The organism is Pseudomonas sp. 7P_10.2_Bac1 (assembly GCF_025465935.1).
GTDB lineage: Bacteria > Pseudomonadota > Gammaproteobacteria > Pseudomonadales > Pseudomonadaceae > Aquipseudomonas.
The window spans coordinates 293,879-308,194 of sequence record NZ_JANLNV010000059.1 but is presented as its reverse complement, the minus strand read 5'-3'; the positions used below and the strand labels follow the sequence as shown (position 1 = coordinate 308,194).

The 14,316-nt window shown below is 63.3% G+C and carries 13 protein-coding genes; 6 read left to right on the top strand and 7 right to left on the bottom strand.

Going from position 1 to position 14,316, the window contains the following annotated elements:
- Positions 1-227 precede the first annotated feature (227 nt).
- On the bottom strand, positions 228-1,595 hold the full coding sequence (locus NTD86_RS12610) for a tetratricopeptide repeat protein (RefSeq protein ID WP_262202653.1): 1,368 nt from the start codon (positions 1,593-1,595) through the stop codon (positions 228-230).
- A gap of 274 nt (positions 1,596-1,869) precedes the next feature.
- Between NTD86_RS12610 and NTD86_RS12605 the strand changes: the two genes are divergently transcribed.
- The 6 genes from NTD86_RS12605 to NTD86_RS12580 are packed head-to-tail and all read left to right on the top strand — an operon-like array spanning position 1,870 to position 8,997.
- On the top strand, positions 1,870-3,486 hold the full coding sequence (locus NTD86_RS12605; protein ID WP_262202651.1) for an ABC transporter substrate-binding protein: 1,617 nt from the start codon (positions 1,870-1,872) through the stop codon (positions 3,484-3,486).
- Complete coding sequence (locus NTD86_RS12600; RefSeq protein WP_262202649.1) at positions 3,483-4,475, top strand: ABC transporter permease; 993 nt, start codon at positions 3,483-3,485, stop codon at positions 4,473-4,475. The genes NTD86_RS12605 and NTD86_RS12600 overlap by 4 nt, the downstream gene beginning before the upstream one ends.
- Complete coding sequence (locus NTD86_RS12595; RefSeq protein ID WP_262202648.1) at positions 4,472-5,320, top strand: ABC transporter permease; 849 nt, start codon at positions 4,472-4,474, stop codon at positions 5,318-5,320. The genes NTD86_RS12600 and NTD86_RS12595 overlap by 4 nt, the downstream gene beginning before the upstream one ends.
- Positions 5,317-6,942 (top strand): dipeptide ABC transporter ATP-binding protein, encoded by a 1,626-nt coding sequence (locus NTD86_RS12590; RefSeq protein WP_262202618.1) that lies wholly within the window; start codon positions 5,317-5,319, stop codon positions 6,940-6,942. The genes NTD86_RS12595 and NTD86_RS12590 overlap by 4 nt, the downstream gene beginning before the upstream one ends.
- Positions 6,939-8,162, top strand: a complete 1,224-nt coding sequence (locus tag NTD86_RS12585; RefSeq protein WP_262202617.1) for an LLM class flavin-dependent oxidoreductase — start codon at positions 6,939-6,941, stop codon at positions 8,160-8,162. Before NTD86_RS12590 ends, NTD86_RS12585 begins: the two co-directional genes overlap by 4 nt.
- Positions 8,155-8,997: an alpha/beta fold hydrolase gene (locus NTD86_RS12580; protein ID WP_262202615.1), complete on the top strand. Its 843-nt coding sequence runs from the start codon at positions 8,155-8,157 to the stop codon at positions 8,995-8,997. The genes NTD86_RS12585 and NTD86_RS12580 overlap by 8 nt, the downstream gene beginning before the upstream one ends.
- 91 nt (positions 8,998-9,088) lie before the next feature.
- On the opposite strand, the gene NTD86_RS12575 is transcribed toward NTD86_RS12580, so the two are convergent.
- The 6 genes from NTD86_RS12575 to NTD86_RS12550 all read right to left on the bottom strand — a co-directional run bounded on the left by NTD86_RS12575 (position 9,089) and on the right by NTD86_RS12550 (position 14,284).
- Entirely contained in the window at positions 9,089-10,273 is a 1,185-nt protein-coding gene (locus NTD86_RS12575; protein WP_262202613.1) for a flavin-containing monooxygenase, read from the bottom strand.
- Positions 10,266-10,820: an OsmC family protein gene (locus NTD86_RS12570; RefSeq protein ID WP_262202612.1), complete on the bottom strand. Its 555-nt coding sequence runs from the start codon at positions 10,818-10,820 to the stop codon at positions 10,266-10,268. The genes NTD86_RS12575 and NTD86_RS12570 overlap by 8 nt, the downstream gene beginning before the upstream one ends.
- Before the next feature lie 78 nt (positions 10,821-10,898).
- Positions 10,899-11,666: an ABC transporter ATP-binding protein gene (locus NTD86_RS12565; protein ID WP_262202610.1), complete on the bottom strand. Its 768-nt coding sequence runs from the start codon at positions 11,664-11,666 to the stop codon at positions 10,899-10,901.
- Positions 11,663-12,496, bottom strand: a complete 834-nt coding sequence (locus tag NTD86_RS12560) for an ABC transporter permease (RefSeq protein WP_262202608.1) — start codon at positions 12,494-12,496, stop codon at positions 11,663-11,665. Before NTD86_RS12560 ends, NTD86_RS12565 begins: the two co-directional genes overlap by 4 nt.
- The gene (locus NTD86_RS12555; protein ID WP_262202607.1) at positions 12,493-13,569 is read right to left on the bottom strand and encodes an ABC transporter substrate-binding protein; all 1,077 of its coding nucleotides are present in this window, start codon (positions 13,567-13,569) and stop codon (positions 12,493-12,495) included. The genes NTD86_RS12560 and NTD86_RS12555 overlap by 4 nt, the downstream gene beginning before the upstream one ends.
- 136 nt (positions 13,570-13,705) lie before the next feature.
- Entirely contained in the window at positions 13,706-14,284 is a 579-nt protein-coding gene (locus NTD86_RS12550; protein WP_262202606.1) for a TetR/AcrR family transcriptional regulator, read from the bottom strand.
- Positions 14,285-14,316: the final 32 nt, after the last annotated feature.

The following is a 14,316-nucleotide window of genomic DNA, read 5'->3' as shown; positions in this document are numbered from 1 at the left end:
AGCTTGCCTCGCGATCTTTTAAAGGATCAAAAGATCGCGAGACGAGCTCGCTCCTACAAGGTATGTGGCGTCAGATCACGCCTGTGCCGCCGATGCCGCAGCAGCTTTGCGGGTTTTTTGCCGGGTATTGAGGGTGGTACGCCTCTAGCGGAATAAAGATCACCACCCCCTGTAGGAGCGAGCTTGCCTCGCGATCTTTTGATCCTTAAAGATTGCGAGGCGAGCTCCTACTGCGTTATGAGCACCGCCTTAACCCGCTCTGCGGCGGCGTGCGCCAATGTCGGTAAGCCAAGCGCCTGATACACCCGGGTCAGCGCTTGGTTGGTTGGCACGTCCTGCGCGTCATAACGCCGGCGCAATTCCAGCACCTGCTGCGCTCCCGCCCAGTCCTCTGCTGCCAGCCGTGCATCCAGTTCGATCTGTGCAAACAGGTCGCGCTGGGCATGGCTGCCGCCAATGTCGTTGAGCCGTGGCAGCGCCACGCCCAGACGCTCCAGCGCCCGCCGAGGCTCGCCCCGCGCATGGGCCAGCAAGCCTTCGGCCAGCGGCAGGGTCACTTCGGCCCACACCGCACGGCTGAAGTCCGGCGCTGCCAATGCACGTTGACGCAGCGCTTCCAGCAGTTGATCGGCCTCGGGCTTGCCCGCGCGGCCCAGCCCGTAGAGGTATTGAACACTCAAAAACGGCTGCACGGTGTCGGCATGCCGTGCTTGTAAATAAGGTGCCAGAGCTTGCCAGCGCTCGCCCACATCAACCCCGGCCAGCTCCAGGCGGGCCAGCAGCGACACCGCGCCGATCTGGTCTTGCGAATACACCGGCAACACGCCCCAGACATGCCGGTCATAGATCTCCAGCACGCGCGCCTGGTCGCCGCGCGCCAGATAGAACAGCGCCAGATGCCACCAATTGTGGGTGTACATAAACGAGTTCAGCCCCTGCCAATGGTGGCTGACGCTTTCAAGAAAACCGATGCCTTCTTCAATCCGCCCATGGGTCAGCATCACGTGGGCCAACGCATGCTGCGCCCACGGCTCATCAGCTTGCAGCGCCAGCGCCCGGCGCGCGCTGGCTTCGGCTTCGTCGAGCAAATGGCATTGCTCGTAGGCGAAGGCCAGCATGCCGTGGCTGTAGGCAACATCATCATTGGCCGCCACCGCCTTGAGCGCGATGCGCAGCAACGCCGGCCAGTTGCCGCGGTTGAACTCCACGTACTGGTTGAGCTTGGCCGCGAACAGGTCATGCGGGTAGCGGTCGAGCAGGGTTTCGCTCAAGTGCAGCACCTGGTCCAGGTCTTCGTCGATCCACGCCTGCAACAGCGTCAGATACAGTGCCGCCCGTGGGTGCGGATCGGCCACCAGTGCGGCCCGCTGGCGGAAACGCTCGGCCAGTACCGGGCCTTGGGGCGACTCGCTGAACATCAGCAAAACGCCGGCCAGGGCATTGCTCAATGCCGATTCGGGATGGCGCTCGGCACTGGCCAGAATCCCTTCGGCACGCGGGTGGTAGCTGAGAAAACCGAGAGTGAAATCATCCAGTGCCTGACGGGCCTGGGGATGATCGGTGTCGATGGGGGTGCCAAGGTAGTCGTGTGACATGCGAGGTGTCCGGTCAAAGGTCGATGCGTTGTACAGGGCAAGGGCTGTGCCAGTTCGCAGACCTTCGGTATCTGCTGCACTGAACAAAAAGTGGGGCCAGAGACACTGTTGCTTTTTCCACAGTCAGGCCCGGGGCTGTGGTTTTTTCATCAATGGCGCCATGCCCTGTGCCGCTGTACCGCCTGTACACCGGCCTGCAGGCGAGTGGCACACCCCTTGCAAAACCGCTGACAGTGGGGCCGCGAGCCCCGAGCAATTAACGCCAGGAGTTCCCATGCCCAGTCAAGCCCACCGCCATCCGCCTCGCCCCGGGCCGCTGCGCCTTGCCCTGAAACGCCTGGGCCTGCTGGCCAGTGCCGCGCTTTTTGCGGCCAGTGTTCATGCCGCACCGCAGGACGGCGGGGTGCTGAACCTCATCGCCCAGCCTGAACCCCCGTCGCTGATGCACGGGGTGGTCACCCACGTGTCGACCCAATACGTCAGTGGCAAGATCATGCAGGGGCTGCTGACCTTTGATACCGATCTCAAGCCCCAGCCGGTCTTGGCGCGTCGCTGGACAGTGTCCCCCGACGGCCTGACCTACAGCTTTGATTTGCAGCCCGACGTGCAGTGGCATGACGGCAAGCCATTCACGGCTTCAGACGTGAAGTTCAGCTTTGGCACGTTCTACCCCGAAGTCGACAAACGCATTGCCAGCGTGCTTGAGGAATACCTCGACAACATTGACGCCAGCCAGCCGGACAAGGTGGTGTTCCACCTGAAAAAACCGTTCGCGCCCTTCCTCTCCATGCTGGGCAGCGGCCTGCGTCCGATCGTGCCTGAGCACCTTTATGCGGGCACGGATTTTCGCAGCAACCCTTACAACCTCAAGCCTGTGGGCACCGGGCCGTTTGTCTTCCAGGAGTGGAAGCGTGGCGCCTTTATCAAGCTGGTGAAAAACCCCCACTACTGGAAGAAAGGCTTGCCGCACCTGGATGCGATTGTCTTTCACGTGATCCCGGACGGTTCCTCACGCGCAGCGGCTTTCGAGCGCAATGACGTGCAGGTGCTGCGCAGCGGCGATGCTGATTATTCCGACCTCAAGCGACTGGGCGCGCTGCCGGGCGTGGAGTCGTCGGACAAAGGCTGGGAGTTGTATTCCGGGCTGGCCTATTTGCAGTTCAATACCCGTAAACCGCCGCTGAACAACCCCAAAGTACGCCAGGCGATTTTGTATGCGCTGAACCGTCCGTTTATCGTCGACAACATTTTCTTCGGTGCCGGTAAAGTCTCGCCTGGCGCGTTCGCGTCCAGCTCGCCTTACCACGACCCGCAATTGCCGCAGTACAGCTATGACCTGGCCAAGGCCAAGGCGCTGATTGCCGAGTCCGGTGTGGACGTGGGCGCGGTGCGTATTCGTCTGCTCAACGGTGAGAAGGGCGGCGCCTGGGAGCGCCTGGCCGAGTACACCCGTCAGGCCTTGCAGCCGCTGGGCTTCAAGGTGCAGGTGGTGACATCCGATGCCGCGACCTGGTTCCAGCGCGTCAGCGACTGGGATTTCGACCTGACCTACAACTTTATTTTCCAGATTGGCGACCCGTACCTGACCAACGCCTACCTGTACCGCTCTGACTACATCCTCAAAACCTCGCCGTTCGCTAACGTTGGCGGCTACAGCAACCCCGAAGTCGACAGCCTGTGGAGCAAGGTCGCTGATACGCCGGAAGGGGCGCAGCGCACCCAGGTGTACAACCAGTTGGAGCGCGTGCTGAACGATGATCTGCCGGTCGCGCCGATCTTTGAAATGCGCTACCCGACGCTGTTCCATAGCCAGGTGAAGAACCTGCTGCAAACCGCCACCAGCCTCAACGAAGACTACGAGAGCGTCTACCTGGACGCCCCGACGCCATGAGTGGCGTGTGGTTCTTCGGCGCACGTCTTGGGCGTGCGCTGCTGATGATTCTGGGTGTGATGGTATTGAGCTTTTTGCTGGTGCGCCTGGCGCCGGGTGATCCGGCGTTGCTGATGGCGGGTGAGGCGGGCGTCGACGATGCCCAGTACATCGCCAAGCTGCGCAGTGACATGGGGCTCGATAAGCCGCTGCCACAACAGTTGGTGCACTACCTGGGCCAAGTGGCGCATTTGGATCTGGGCTACTCCTACCGCAATCAGGCGCCGGTGTGGGATCTGCTGTCCGAGCGCCTGCCCGCCACCTTGAGCCTGATGGGCTCGGCGTTTGTCATCTCCTCGGTGTTCGGCGTGGCACTGGGTGCGCTCGCCGCGCTCAGCCGCCAGCGCCGACGCTGGCTCGATGGGCTGATTTCCAACGGTGCGCTGCTGTTGTACGGCACGCCGCCGTTCTGGCTGGCGATGCTGTTGATCGTGTTGTTCTCGGTCAAGCTCGACTGGCTGCCAGCGTTTGGCATGCAGACCGTCGCCACCGACCTGAGCGGATTGGCCTGGCTGGGCGACCGACTGCGACATCTGGTGTTGCCGTGCCTGTCGCTGAGCTTTCTGTTTTTGGCCCTTTACGTGCACCTGACCCGCGCCGCGACCCTTGAAGCGTTGCAGCAAGAGCACGTCTATACCGCCCGCGCCAAGGGCTTGGCGCCGAGCCGTATTGTCTTCGCCCATGTGCTGCGCAATGCGTTGCTGCCGGTGGTGACCTTCGCCGGGTTGCAACTCGGCCAACTGGCCAGCGGCGCCTTGTTGATCGAAGTGGTGTATTCCTGGCCGGGCATTGGCCGACTGATGTACGACGCCTTGTCCCAGCGCGATTACAGCGTACTGCTGGGCGGCTTTTTGCTGATCTCGATTCTGGTGGTCGGTTTCAACCTGCTGACGGATGTGGTGTGCCGTCTGATCGACCCGCGGATTGGCGCCGAAGGGGCAGCGCGATGAAGGATTCAAGTGTGTGGCAACGTTTTAGCGCGCAGCCCGCGGCGCTGGTCGGTGCGGTCTTTTTGTTGCTGTTGGGCCTGCTGGCAATCGCAGCACCGTGGATCTCCCCCGGCTCGCCCTGGGAGATGAACACCACGCCGATGCTCGCGCCGTTTACTCAGGCTGCGCATTGGTTGGGCAGTGACCTGCTGGGCCGCGATCTGGCCACCGGTTTGCTGTATGGCGCACGGGTGTCGCTGTCGGTGGGGGTGCTGGCGACCCTGGCGACCTTGCTCACCGGCTTGCTGGTTGGGGCATTGGCCGGGTATTTCGGCGGCTGGGTGGACGCGGTATTGATGCGTATTGCCGAGTTTTTCCAGATTATTCCGCAACTGGTGCTGGCGGTGATTCTGGTGGCGGTGCTGGAACCGTCGCTGGGCACCATCGTGTTGGCCATTGCGCTGGTCGCCTGGCCTGCGGTGGCACGCCTTGTGCGCAGCGAGTTTCTCAGCCTGCGCCAGCGTGAGTTTGTGCAAGCAGCACGGGTGCTGGGGCAATCGCCGTTGGCAATCGTGTTCCGGCAAATCCTGCCCAACGCCTTGGCACCGTTGCTGGTAACCCTGAGTTTTGTGATGGCCACGGCGATTCTCACCGAGGCGGCACTGGCCTTTCTCGGCCTGGGCGATCCGGACGCGATGAGCTGGGGCTACATGATCAACGCTTCGCGCGGCATGCTGCGTGAGGCCTGGTGGATGAGCCTGATGCCGGGGCTGGCGATTCTGTTCTGTGTACTGGCGGTTAACCGCGTGGGCGAAGGCTTGCGCATTGCTTTGGAACCTGCTCGCCGCCCTGGAGAATCGTCATGAGTGCCGCCCAACCCCTTTTGCTCGACGTCGAGCATCTGCGTATTGCCTTGCCTGCGGGCGGCGACCGCAGCCATGCGCTGCATGATTTATCGCTGCAGGTGCGCGCAGGCGAATGCCTGTGCGTGGTCGGCGAGTCCGGCTCGGGCAAGTCAATGCTGGCCAAAGCCCTGCTGCGCCTGCTACCGCCGCCCTTGAAAGTCGAACACGGCAGGCTGCGCTGGCGTGGCCAGGACCTTGCGACACTGGACGAGCCGGCCATGCGTGCGCTGCGCGGGCGAGACATCAGCATGGTCTTTCAGGAGCCGATGAGCGCGCTCAACCCGCTGCTCAGCGTGGGCCGACAGATCGACGAGACGCTCCAGGCCCACGGCGTGAAAGACCGCGCCCAGCGCCGGGCGCGGGTACTCGAACTGCTCGGTTATGTTGGCCTGCCGGACCCGGAGCGCCTCTATCACGCTTACCCGTTCGAGCTGTCAGGTGGGCAGCGCCAGCGCGTGGTGATCGCCATGGCGTTGGCTTTTGCGCCCAAGCTGCTGATCGCTGACGAGCCGACCTCGGCACTGGATGTCACCACTCAGCGGCAGATTCTGGATTTGCTGCGTCGCATTCAGCGTGAGCAGGGCATGGCCATGCTGTTTATCACCCATGACTTTGCCGTGGTCCAGGCGATTGCCGACCGCGTGCTGGTGTTGCAAAAGGGCCATCTGGTGGAGCAAGGCTCGGCGGCTCAGGTATTGGGCGCGCCGCAGCAAGACTATACGCGGCAGTTGATTGCAGCTGTCTCGGCCACGTCAGCGCATCCGCGCCCGACGCTGGCACCGGGGCAGCCGGTGCTGCACGCGAAGAAACTGGAAAAACACTTCAGCCGCCGTATCGGCTGGTGGGGGCGTCGGACTACGCGGGCAGTGGCCGGTGTCGATCTGCACTTGGCGCAAGGCGAAACCCTGGGCATCGTCGGCGAGTCCGGCTCGGGCAAGTCGACTCTGGGCCGCTGTCTGGTACGGCTGTTACGCAGCGATGGCGGCAGCCTGCAATGGCACGGACGCGAAGTGACCGATCTGCCCGAAGCGCAGTTGCGCGGGCTGCGGGGTGAGGTGCAGATGATCTTCCAGGACCCGTTTGCCTCGCTCAACCCGCGTCAGCGCATCGGCACGCAACTGATGACCGGGCCGCTGGCTCAAGGTCGCAGCCCGGAGCAAGCCGCCGAAAAAGCCCGCGAGGTGCTGGCGCTGGTGGGCCTGCCAGAAACCGCGCTGGCACGTTATCCCCATGAGTTTTCTGGTGGTCAGCGCCAGCGGATCGGCATTGCCCGAGCCTTGGCGGTGGAACCTAAAGTACTGATCGCCGACGAGTGTGTGTCGGCCCTGGATGCGCTGATCCAAGTGCAGATTCTTGAGCTGCTGGAAGACCTGCAACGACGGCTCAAGTTGAGCATCGTCTTTATCACCCACGACCTGCGCGTGGCCGCGCGCCTGAGTGACCGTATCGCCGTGATGCAGGCCGGGCAGGTGGTGGAAGAGGGCGCGACGGCTGAGTTGCTGGGGCATCCGAGCCATCCTTACACCCGCAGGCTGCTGCAGGATTTTGCCGTGCATGCCCCCGCATTGGAGGCCACGCCATGAGCCAGCGCATGATGAGCCTCAACGCGTTTCTTATGGCCACCGGGCATCATATCGCTGGCTGGCGGCACCCCGGTGCGCAGGCCGATGGCGGGCTGAATTTCGCCCACTATCAGCAACTGGCCCGCACCGCCGAGCGCGGTTGTTTTGATGCGCTGTTCCTCTCCGACACCCTGGCCATGTTGCCGGGTAGCCTGGAGACGCTGAGCCGGATGTCGCGCACCGAACACTTTGAGCCCTTGACGCTGCTGGCGGCGCTGGCCGCGGTCACCGAGCGCATCGGCCTGGTGGCGACCGTCACCACCTCATACAACCAGGTCGAGACGCTGGCGCAGTCTTTCACTTCCCTCCAAGCCCTTAGCGGCCAGCGCAGCGGCTGGAACCTGGTGACGTCAAGCAATGCCAACGAAGCCTTCAACTTCGGCCGCGACGGGCATTTTGAACATGCGCGGCGTTATGAGCTGGCTTACCGTTTTCTGGCGGACGTGCAGCAACGCTGGGCCAGCGCGGGCGTGGCGCCGGTGCAAGTGTTGGCCGGTGCCTCGCGCGAAGGCTGTGAGTTGGCGGCGGCCCATGCTGAAGTGGTGTTCACCGCCCAACCTGAGTTGGCGGGCGCGAAGCGCTTCTACCGTGAACTCAAGGCCTTGTTGCCCAAGTACGGGCGCAGCGCCGGGCAGGTGAAAATCATGCCGGGCGTGATGCCGATTGTGGCGGACACCGTGGACGAGGCCCAGGCGCTGTTTGACCAGTTGCAGGGCTTGGTGCAGCCCGAAGTCGGCCTGTCGCTGCTCGCGGATATCGCCGGAGGCACCGACCTGTCGGCCTTCCCGCTGGACGGCCCGCTACCTGAGCTGCCAGCCACCGAGTCGGGTGTCAGCCGCCGTGACCTGTTGATTCGTGTGGCCCGCGAAGAAGGCTTGAGCATTCGCCAGTTGTACTTGCGCATGGCGGCGGCACGCGGGCATCTGGTGCTGGTGGGCGATGCCCGGCAGATCGCCGACACTCTGGAGCAATGGTTTGTCGAAGGCGCTGCCGACGGCTTCAACGTGATGCCGCCGTTTTTGCCCGGCTCACTGGATGCGTTTGTTGACAAGGTGGTCCCCGAGTTGCAGCGTCGCGGGCTGTTCCGACGTGCTTATCAGGGCCGCACCTTGCGCGATCATTTGGGCTTGCCCCGTCCCGACTACTTTGCCCCTCAGGAGGCCTTAGGTGCCCATGGCTGACCCGAATCGATTCGCCCACCTGCCGCTGGTGCGCGGCCAACTCATCGAAGTGCGCCCCGGACGACGGCTGAGCGTGGCCGTGCATCAGGGCAACCGCGACACCGTGGTGTTTTTGGGCCATGGCAGCGGCGGCAACAAAGACCAATGGCGCGAGCTGTGGCGCAACTTGAGCGAGCAGGGCTACACCCTGGTGGCCTGGGACTTGCTCGGCCACGGCGACAGTGACAAACCCCGTGGCGCCAGCGCTTACGCCTGGAACGAACTGGTGGCCGACAACCTGGCGGTGCTGCGTCGCTATGCCGGGCCGCGCAACCTGTATGTGGCGCACTCCTACGGCACCGGGCTGGCCATGAGCACCTTGATTGAACTGTCGCACCAACAGCCGCCACTGCGCATCGACGGTGCCATGCTGCTGGGCAGCGTATTGCATCGACCGGTTGTGACGGGGGGCATCCTGAGTTTGCCGAACTGGCTGCTGAAGATTTTACGCCCGATCCTGGCCAAGGATTTCCGCGCCCGCGCCTGGCATCCGCAGGCCGACGCGGCACTGGTCGACTATGAAGACGGCCTGGCCCAGCGCAACCGGCTGGACGTTTTCAAGGCCCTGATGAACAACGCGCAATGGCCCGATGCCCAAGCCCTTGCCGGGCTGGACTTGCCGGTGCAAGTGGTGTCTGGCGAAACCGACGGCCTGACCCCTGCCAGCGGCGGCGAAGCCCTGGCACGGCAACTGCCCAACGCGCACTACGAGGTGTTGGCGTGCGGCCATCAACTCATGCTCGAACGCCCGGAGCAAGTGCTGCAAGCGTTCGAGCGTTTAGCAGACAGCTGTTGACCCCTGTAGGAGCGAGCTTGCCTCGCGATCTTTTTATCTTTTAAAAGATCGCGAGGCAAGCTCGCTTCTACAGGTTGAACCCAACGCGGCCTCAATTTTCGGCAGCGACGACAGGTTTCAGCTGGGGTTCCAGATAACGCTTGATGCCCGCAGCCACGCCCGGTGCCTGTAAGCCGATTTCACGTAATTGCCCGCTGATGGGGTTGCGGTAACCGATGAAAAACAGCCCATTGGCAACGGTCGACTGACCGTTGGCATCGACCATCGGTTTGCCGTCCGCAGTAATCGGCTCCGGATAGTGGATCAGTGATTCCAAGCCCGTGGTGTAACCGGTGCCTGCCACGATCACGTCCAGGTTCAGCGTGCTCCGCTGCGTCCGATCCAGACCTGTGTAAGCCACGGCGCCTTTTTCGTTCAGTTCCAGCAACGGCCCGACGACCTTGATACGGCCTTGTTTCAGGTCGTCGATCACCGGCATGAACAGCGTCGGGGTGACGCTGCCCAGGCCGGAGACACCTTGCGCCGGAGGCGGCAGGCCATAGGCGGACAAATCCCCGACCCAGCGCCGCGACAATCCGCTCAGCACCGCATCGCTCCAGCGGGTCGGCAGCCGACGGATCAGCGTGCCCAGCGCCGCCAGCGGTACGCCGAACAGACTTTTGGGCAGAAAGTGCGGCGCACGCCTGACCGACAACGTGACCGACGCCGCATGCGGCACCAGACGGCTGGCAATCTCGCACGATGAGTTACCACTGCCCACCACCACGACGTGCTTACCCGCGTAGCGGCGGGCATTGCCGAAGTGCGCGGCGTGGACGATCTGCCCGGTAAACTGCTGCGCCCCCGGCCACTGCGGAATCGACGGAACGCACGAGGTGCCAGTGGCAACCACCAGCGCCGAAGCGCTGAACACCCGGTCATCACGGCAGCGCACTTGCCACAGCCCGCGCGCCGCCAGGTATTGGACAGACACCACTTCGCACCCGGTCAGCACATTAAAGCCGCCACGGGCTGGCAGTGCTGCCAGCTCCTTGGCCAGGTCGTCACGGCTCGGCCAACGGCCCGCCGCCCACGGGAAGCGCAGGCCCGGCAGCCCGGAAAACCAGCGCCCGGTGTTCAGGCGCAACCCGTCATAGTGGTTGCGCCACACGTCACCCACCGCCTGAGTGCGTTCCAGCACCAGCGGGCTCAGGCCCGCGCGCACCAGTTCGAAAGCGCAAGACAACCCTGCAGGCCCGCCACCCACCACCAGAACCGAGTGCTCGTGGTCAGCCATGGCTGGCGCCGCCCGTGTGTTTCACCTCCACCGTCAGCGGCACCGGGCGCATGATGGTGTCGGGGATCGGCGCGGTCGGCAGCAACTTGGCCAGCAAGCTTTCTACGCGTTCGGCCGACTCTTCGGTGTCGATCTTCACCTGCACCTGGATGCTCTCAAACCCCGGGTTGCCGGTGGTCACGCCAAACGCTGCACGAAAATCCACGCGCCCTGAGACGTCCAGCACCAGGCTGTTGACCTTGACCCCGGATGCCGACAGGCCGCCGATATAGGTGGCCGCCAGGCAGTTGCCGATCCCGGCCAGCAGCAGTTCCTGAGGTGTCGCACCCAGCCCGGCGCCACCGTAGGCGCAGGGTTCGTCGCCGTGCAGCACGGCGCCGGACTTGACCTTTGTTTCGGTCTGGTAGCCCTGGGTCCACTGCACGGAGGTCTGGTAGAGCGGGCGGGCGATGTCACCTTCGCCATCGGCGCGGATGCGTTCGCGAACGTCTCGGCCTGCGTTGACCTGAAGTCCGTTGATGGTCACGCGGTGTGTGGTTTCACTCATGGTCTTTGCTCTTCAAGGGGCGGCGTGTCGGTCGAATGACCGGTTGCCAATCAAGTAAGTCGGGAGGTCCCGTGTTAACTAAAAATGCTCGGCCAGCCGGGTTTCGTGAGTCAGGAACGCGTCTAGCCGTTCTTGCAGGTCAAGCAATGGGTCCGAGCGCCCAAGGCGGGGGCGCGGCAGGTCGATTTCGAGGATCTGCGCAATGTGCCCATGGGGTGTGCTGGACATCAGTACGATGCGGTCGGCCAGCAGCAACGCTTCTTGCAGGTCATGGGTGACCATCAGCACGGTGGCGCCACTTGTGCTCCAGGCACGCAGCAGCTGCTCTTGCATCAGGCGCCGGGTTTGGGCGTCCAGTGCCGAAAACGGCTCGTCGAGCAGTAGCAGGCGCGGCTCCAGCGCCAGTGCACGGGCCAGGGCAATGCGCTGGCACATGCCACCGGACAGCGCGCCAGGGCGATGGTGGGCGAAGTCAGCCAAACCGACCTCCGCCAACAGTTGCTCGGCGCGCCGGTGGGCGTCTTGGCGATTCAGCCCGCGGTTGAGCAGGGCGATGGCGATGTTCTCGGCCGCACTCATCCACGGGAACAAATTGTTTTGCTGAAAGATCAGCGCGCTGTCGGGCTGGTTGCCGGTGGACGGCTGACCGTCATACAGCAGGTGCCCGGTGCTGGGTTGCTGCAAGCCGGCGGCGATGTTCAGCAAGGTGCTTTTGCCGCAGCCGCTGCGCCCCAACAGGACCGTGAAGCTGCCGGGCTTGATGTCCAGGTCACCTACATCGACTCGGGTGCCGCCCTCGAACTGCTTGCTCAGGCCACGAAAACTCAGCGTGGCGCCCCGATTCATGACGTCCACCCGGTGAAGCGGCGCCCGAGCAACAGCAACAAGCGATCTACCACGAAACCCACGGCACCAATGGTCATCACACCCACCATCACCAACGGCATGTTGTACATCTGCTGGGCCATGATGATCATGTAGCCCAACCCGGAATTGATCCCCGCCATTTCCCCGGCCAACACCGCCATCCACGCGCCGAAAAACGCCATGCGCAGGCTGGTCATCGCGCTCGGCGCAATGGCCGGCAAACGCACGCGCAGCCAGATTTGTTGGCGGGTGCAACGCAGGTTGTGGGCAATGTTCAGGTACTGCGGGTCGATGGCGTCGAGCGCGGCCACCAGTGACAGCGTCATGGTGCCCAGCACGGCGAGGAACACCACGAAGACTGCGGCCTGGCCGCCAATGCCGATCACCGCGATGGTGAATGGCACCCAGGCCACCGGCGAGATGGGCGCCAGCGTCTGCACCAGCGGCAGCAGCAGACGCCGCAACAGCTTCACTTCGGTGATCACCACAGCCATCAACAACGCCGCCAGGCTGCCCGCCAGCAACCCGCCGCTGACCCGCATCAAGGTCACCAGCAAGGCTTCCAGCAAACCGCTGCGCTGCTGGCCGAAACCCACTACCGCTTCACCGGAAAAGGCATAGGGCAGCGTCACGCTGGGCGGCGGCAACACGCGGCCGTCCAGCCAGCCGACCTGCACGGCCAGTTCCCATGCGCCGATCAACAACGCCCAGGCCAGCAAGAACCACAACGTGTCGCGCAGCGCGTGCAAGTACCGCGAGGGGCGTCGCGCTTGGAGCGGCGGGTTGAGGGTCAAAATGCTTTCGCTCATCCCGTCACCTGAGCTGCCGGTTGATGGCGCAGGTCGAGCACTGCATCGATCGGGTTGTCTGTGAAGTAGCCCAGCTCGACCAGATAGCCCGCGCCGCGCTTGAGACCCGCCACGCCCACCGGGCTGATGACCGGGTTGGGCGACTGGCGCGCCAGGGCCACTTTGAGCACGTCTTTGGACACCCCGTACACCGGCTGCAACTGCTCAATGGCGCCGTCGAAGTCGGCCTTCATCGCGTTGGCTGACGCTTGCAGCAACTCCAGATAGCGCTTAAGCAGCGGTGCTTGCTCTTCGCTGGTCCGCACTTGGGTGGTGATCACGCAGTCGGCCGCTTCCGGGCCCCACACCGCATTGGAGTCGCTCAAGTAACGCGCACCGGTGGTGCTGACCACGTTCTGCGCATACGGCTGCGCCAGGGTGCAGACGTCCAGGCGGCCATTGGCGATGGCTTCGCCCATGCCCGCCATGCTTGGGAAAAAAGTCATTTGGTAATCGTTATAGGACTTGCCGTGGCGCGCCATGGAGCCGTAACCCACCAGCTCCAGGGTGTCCAGGCGCAGCGTGCCCACGCGCAACCCGCTACCGGCGGCGGCAATGAACTCGTCCAGGTTGGCGACCGAGCCGTTGCGCGCTACCAGCTCGATGCCGCCTTGGCCGGAGCCACCGATGATGCGCAGGTCCTGAGTGCCTTTGGCATAAGCGGCGGCAGTCATCGTCCAAGGGCCGTGCATCAGCTCCAGACGGCCTGCCAGCAAGGCCTGCAAGGCATCACTCGGGCTGTTGAACTGGGTCAGTTCGACCTGAATGCCTGCCGCTGCAAAATCACCGCGCAACTTCGCCAGCAGCAAATGCGAGACACAGCCTGCGGGCATATGCCCGACACGCAGCAGCGGCCCGCCGGTCGCGGCCTCGACTTTACTGGCGGCGGCCAGCAGGGCAGTGCCGACACTGCTCAACGCCAGCATCCCGCAACCGCAGGCGCACATGAACGAGCGGCGACTCAGATTGGGCTGGAGTGCGGACGTCGCTTGAGCGTCAGAAGTGGAGAACAACCGCTGAAAAAAATCTCTCATCACACGCATCCCAAAATAGGTAGACCGATCGTTCTCGGCAGGTGTGTGAAGTATGTGAGATCTGCAATATAAGCAGAACTAACATTTTCAGCTTAGCTTAGTGTTTTATGGAATAAGTGATGCCGGGAGGCTCAGCCTAGACGGCTTTCGCCTCGCGCAGCAGGGTCAACAAAATCGAGCGTGCCACCTGCGCACTCTGTGCATTGCGCGTGACCATGGCGGTGGCGATAGCGCCGTCTATGAGCAGCGAGATCTGCTGTGCAACCCAGTCTGGATCACGCAGCCCACACGCTGCGGCCAGCGCCTCGATGCGGGCATGCACCCGATCAAAATGCGCTTGTGCCAAGTCCCGTACCCAACTGGACGACTTATCGTGCTCGGCCACCGCGTTAGTGAACAGACAACCAAAGAACCGCCCGCTGGCGAACCATTCTTCGAGCAGATCGAACAGAAAAATCAGACGTTGCTCAGGGTCATCCGTGTGCTGGGGCAGGGAATGATCAAACCAGCCAAACCACATCGCCGCCTCACGATCAAACACCGCGCGCAGCAGGTTCTCCTTGGAGCCATAACTTTCATACAGCGTGCGCCGCGCGACCTTGGCCTCACCGAGCAGGCGAGAAACGCCTGTCGCGTGAATGCCTTCGCGGCAAAACAAACGCCGGGCGCTTTCCAGCAAACGCTCCTTGGCATCGGTCGGGTGTGTACTTTCCATCAAATCAGTTCCGGCTGAATCAGGTGGGTGCA

Coding starts and splice junctions, on each gene's coding strand:
- NTD86_RS12610 (WP_262202653.1), bottom strand. CDS start 1,595: ATGTCACACGACTACCTTGGCACCCCCATCGACACCGATCATCCCCAG.
- NTD86_RS12605 (WP_262202651.1), top strand. CDS start 1,870: ATGCCCAGTCAAGCCCACCGCCATCCGCCTCGCCCCGGGCCGCTGCGC.
- NTD86_RS12600 (WP_262202649.1), top strand. CDS start 3,483: ATGAGTGGCGTGTGGTTCTTCGGCGCACGTCTTGGGCGTGCGCTGCTG.
- NTD86_RS12595 (WP_262202648.1), top strand. CDS start 4,472: ATGAAGGATTCAAGTGTGTGGCAACGTTTTAGCGCGCAGCCCGCGGCG.
- NTD86_RS12590 (WP_262202618.1), top strand. CDS start 5,317: ATGAGTGCCGCCCAACCCCTTTTGCTCGACGTCGAGCATCTGCGTATT.
- NTD86_RS12585 (WP_262202617.1), top strand. CDS start 6,939: ATGAGCCAGCGCATGATGAGCCTCAACGCGTTTCTTATGGCCACCGGG.
- NTD86_RS12580 (WP_262202615.1), top strand. CDS start 8,155: ATGGCTGACCCGAATCGATTCGCCCACCTGCCGCTGGTGCGCGGCCAA.
- NTD86_RS12575 (WP_262202613.1), bottom strand. CDS start 10,273: ATGGCTGACCACGAGCACTCGGTTCTGGTGGTGGGTGGCGGGCCTGCA.
- NTD86_RS12570 (WP_262202612.1), bottom strand. CDS start 10,820: ATGAGTGAAACCACACACCGCGTGACCATCAACGGACTTCAGGTCAAC.
- NTD86_RS12565 (WP_262202610.1), bottom strand. CDS start 11,666: ATGAATCGGGGCGCCACGCTGAGTTTTCGTGGCCTGAGCAAGCAGTTC.
- NTD86_RS12560 (WP_262202608.1), bottom strand. CDS start 12,496: ATGAGCGAAAGCATTTTGACCCTCAACCCGCCGCTCCAAGCGCGACGC.
- NTD86_RS12555 (WP_262202607.1), bottom strand. CDS start 13,569: ATGAGAGATTTTTTTCAGCGGTTGTTCTCCACTTCTGACGCTCAAGCG.
- NTD86_RS12550 (WP_262202606.1), bottom strand. CDS start 14,284: ATGGAAAGTACACACCCGACCGATGCCAAGGAGCGTTTGCTGGAAAGC.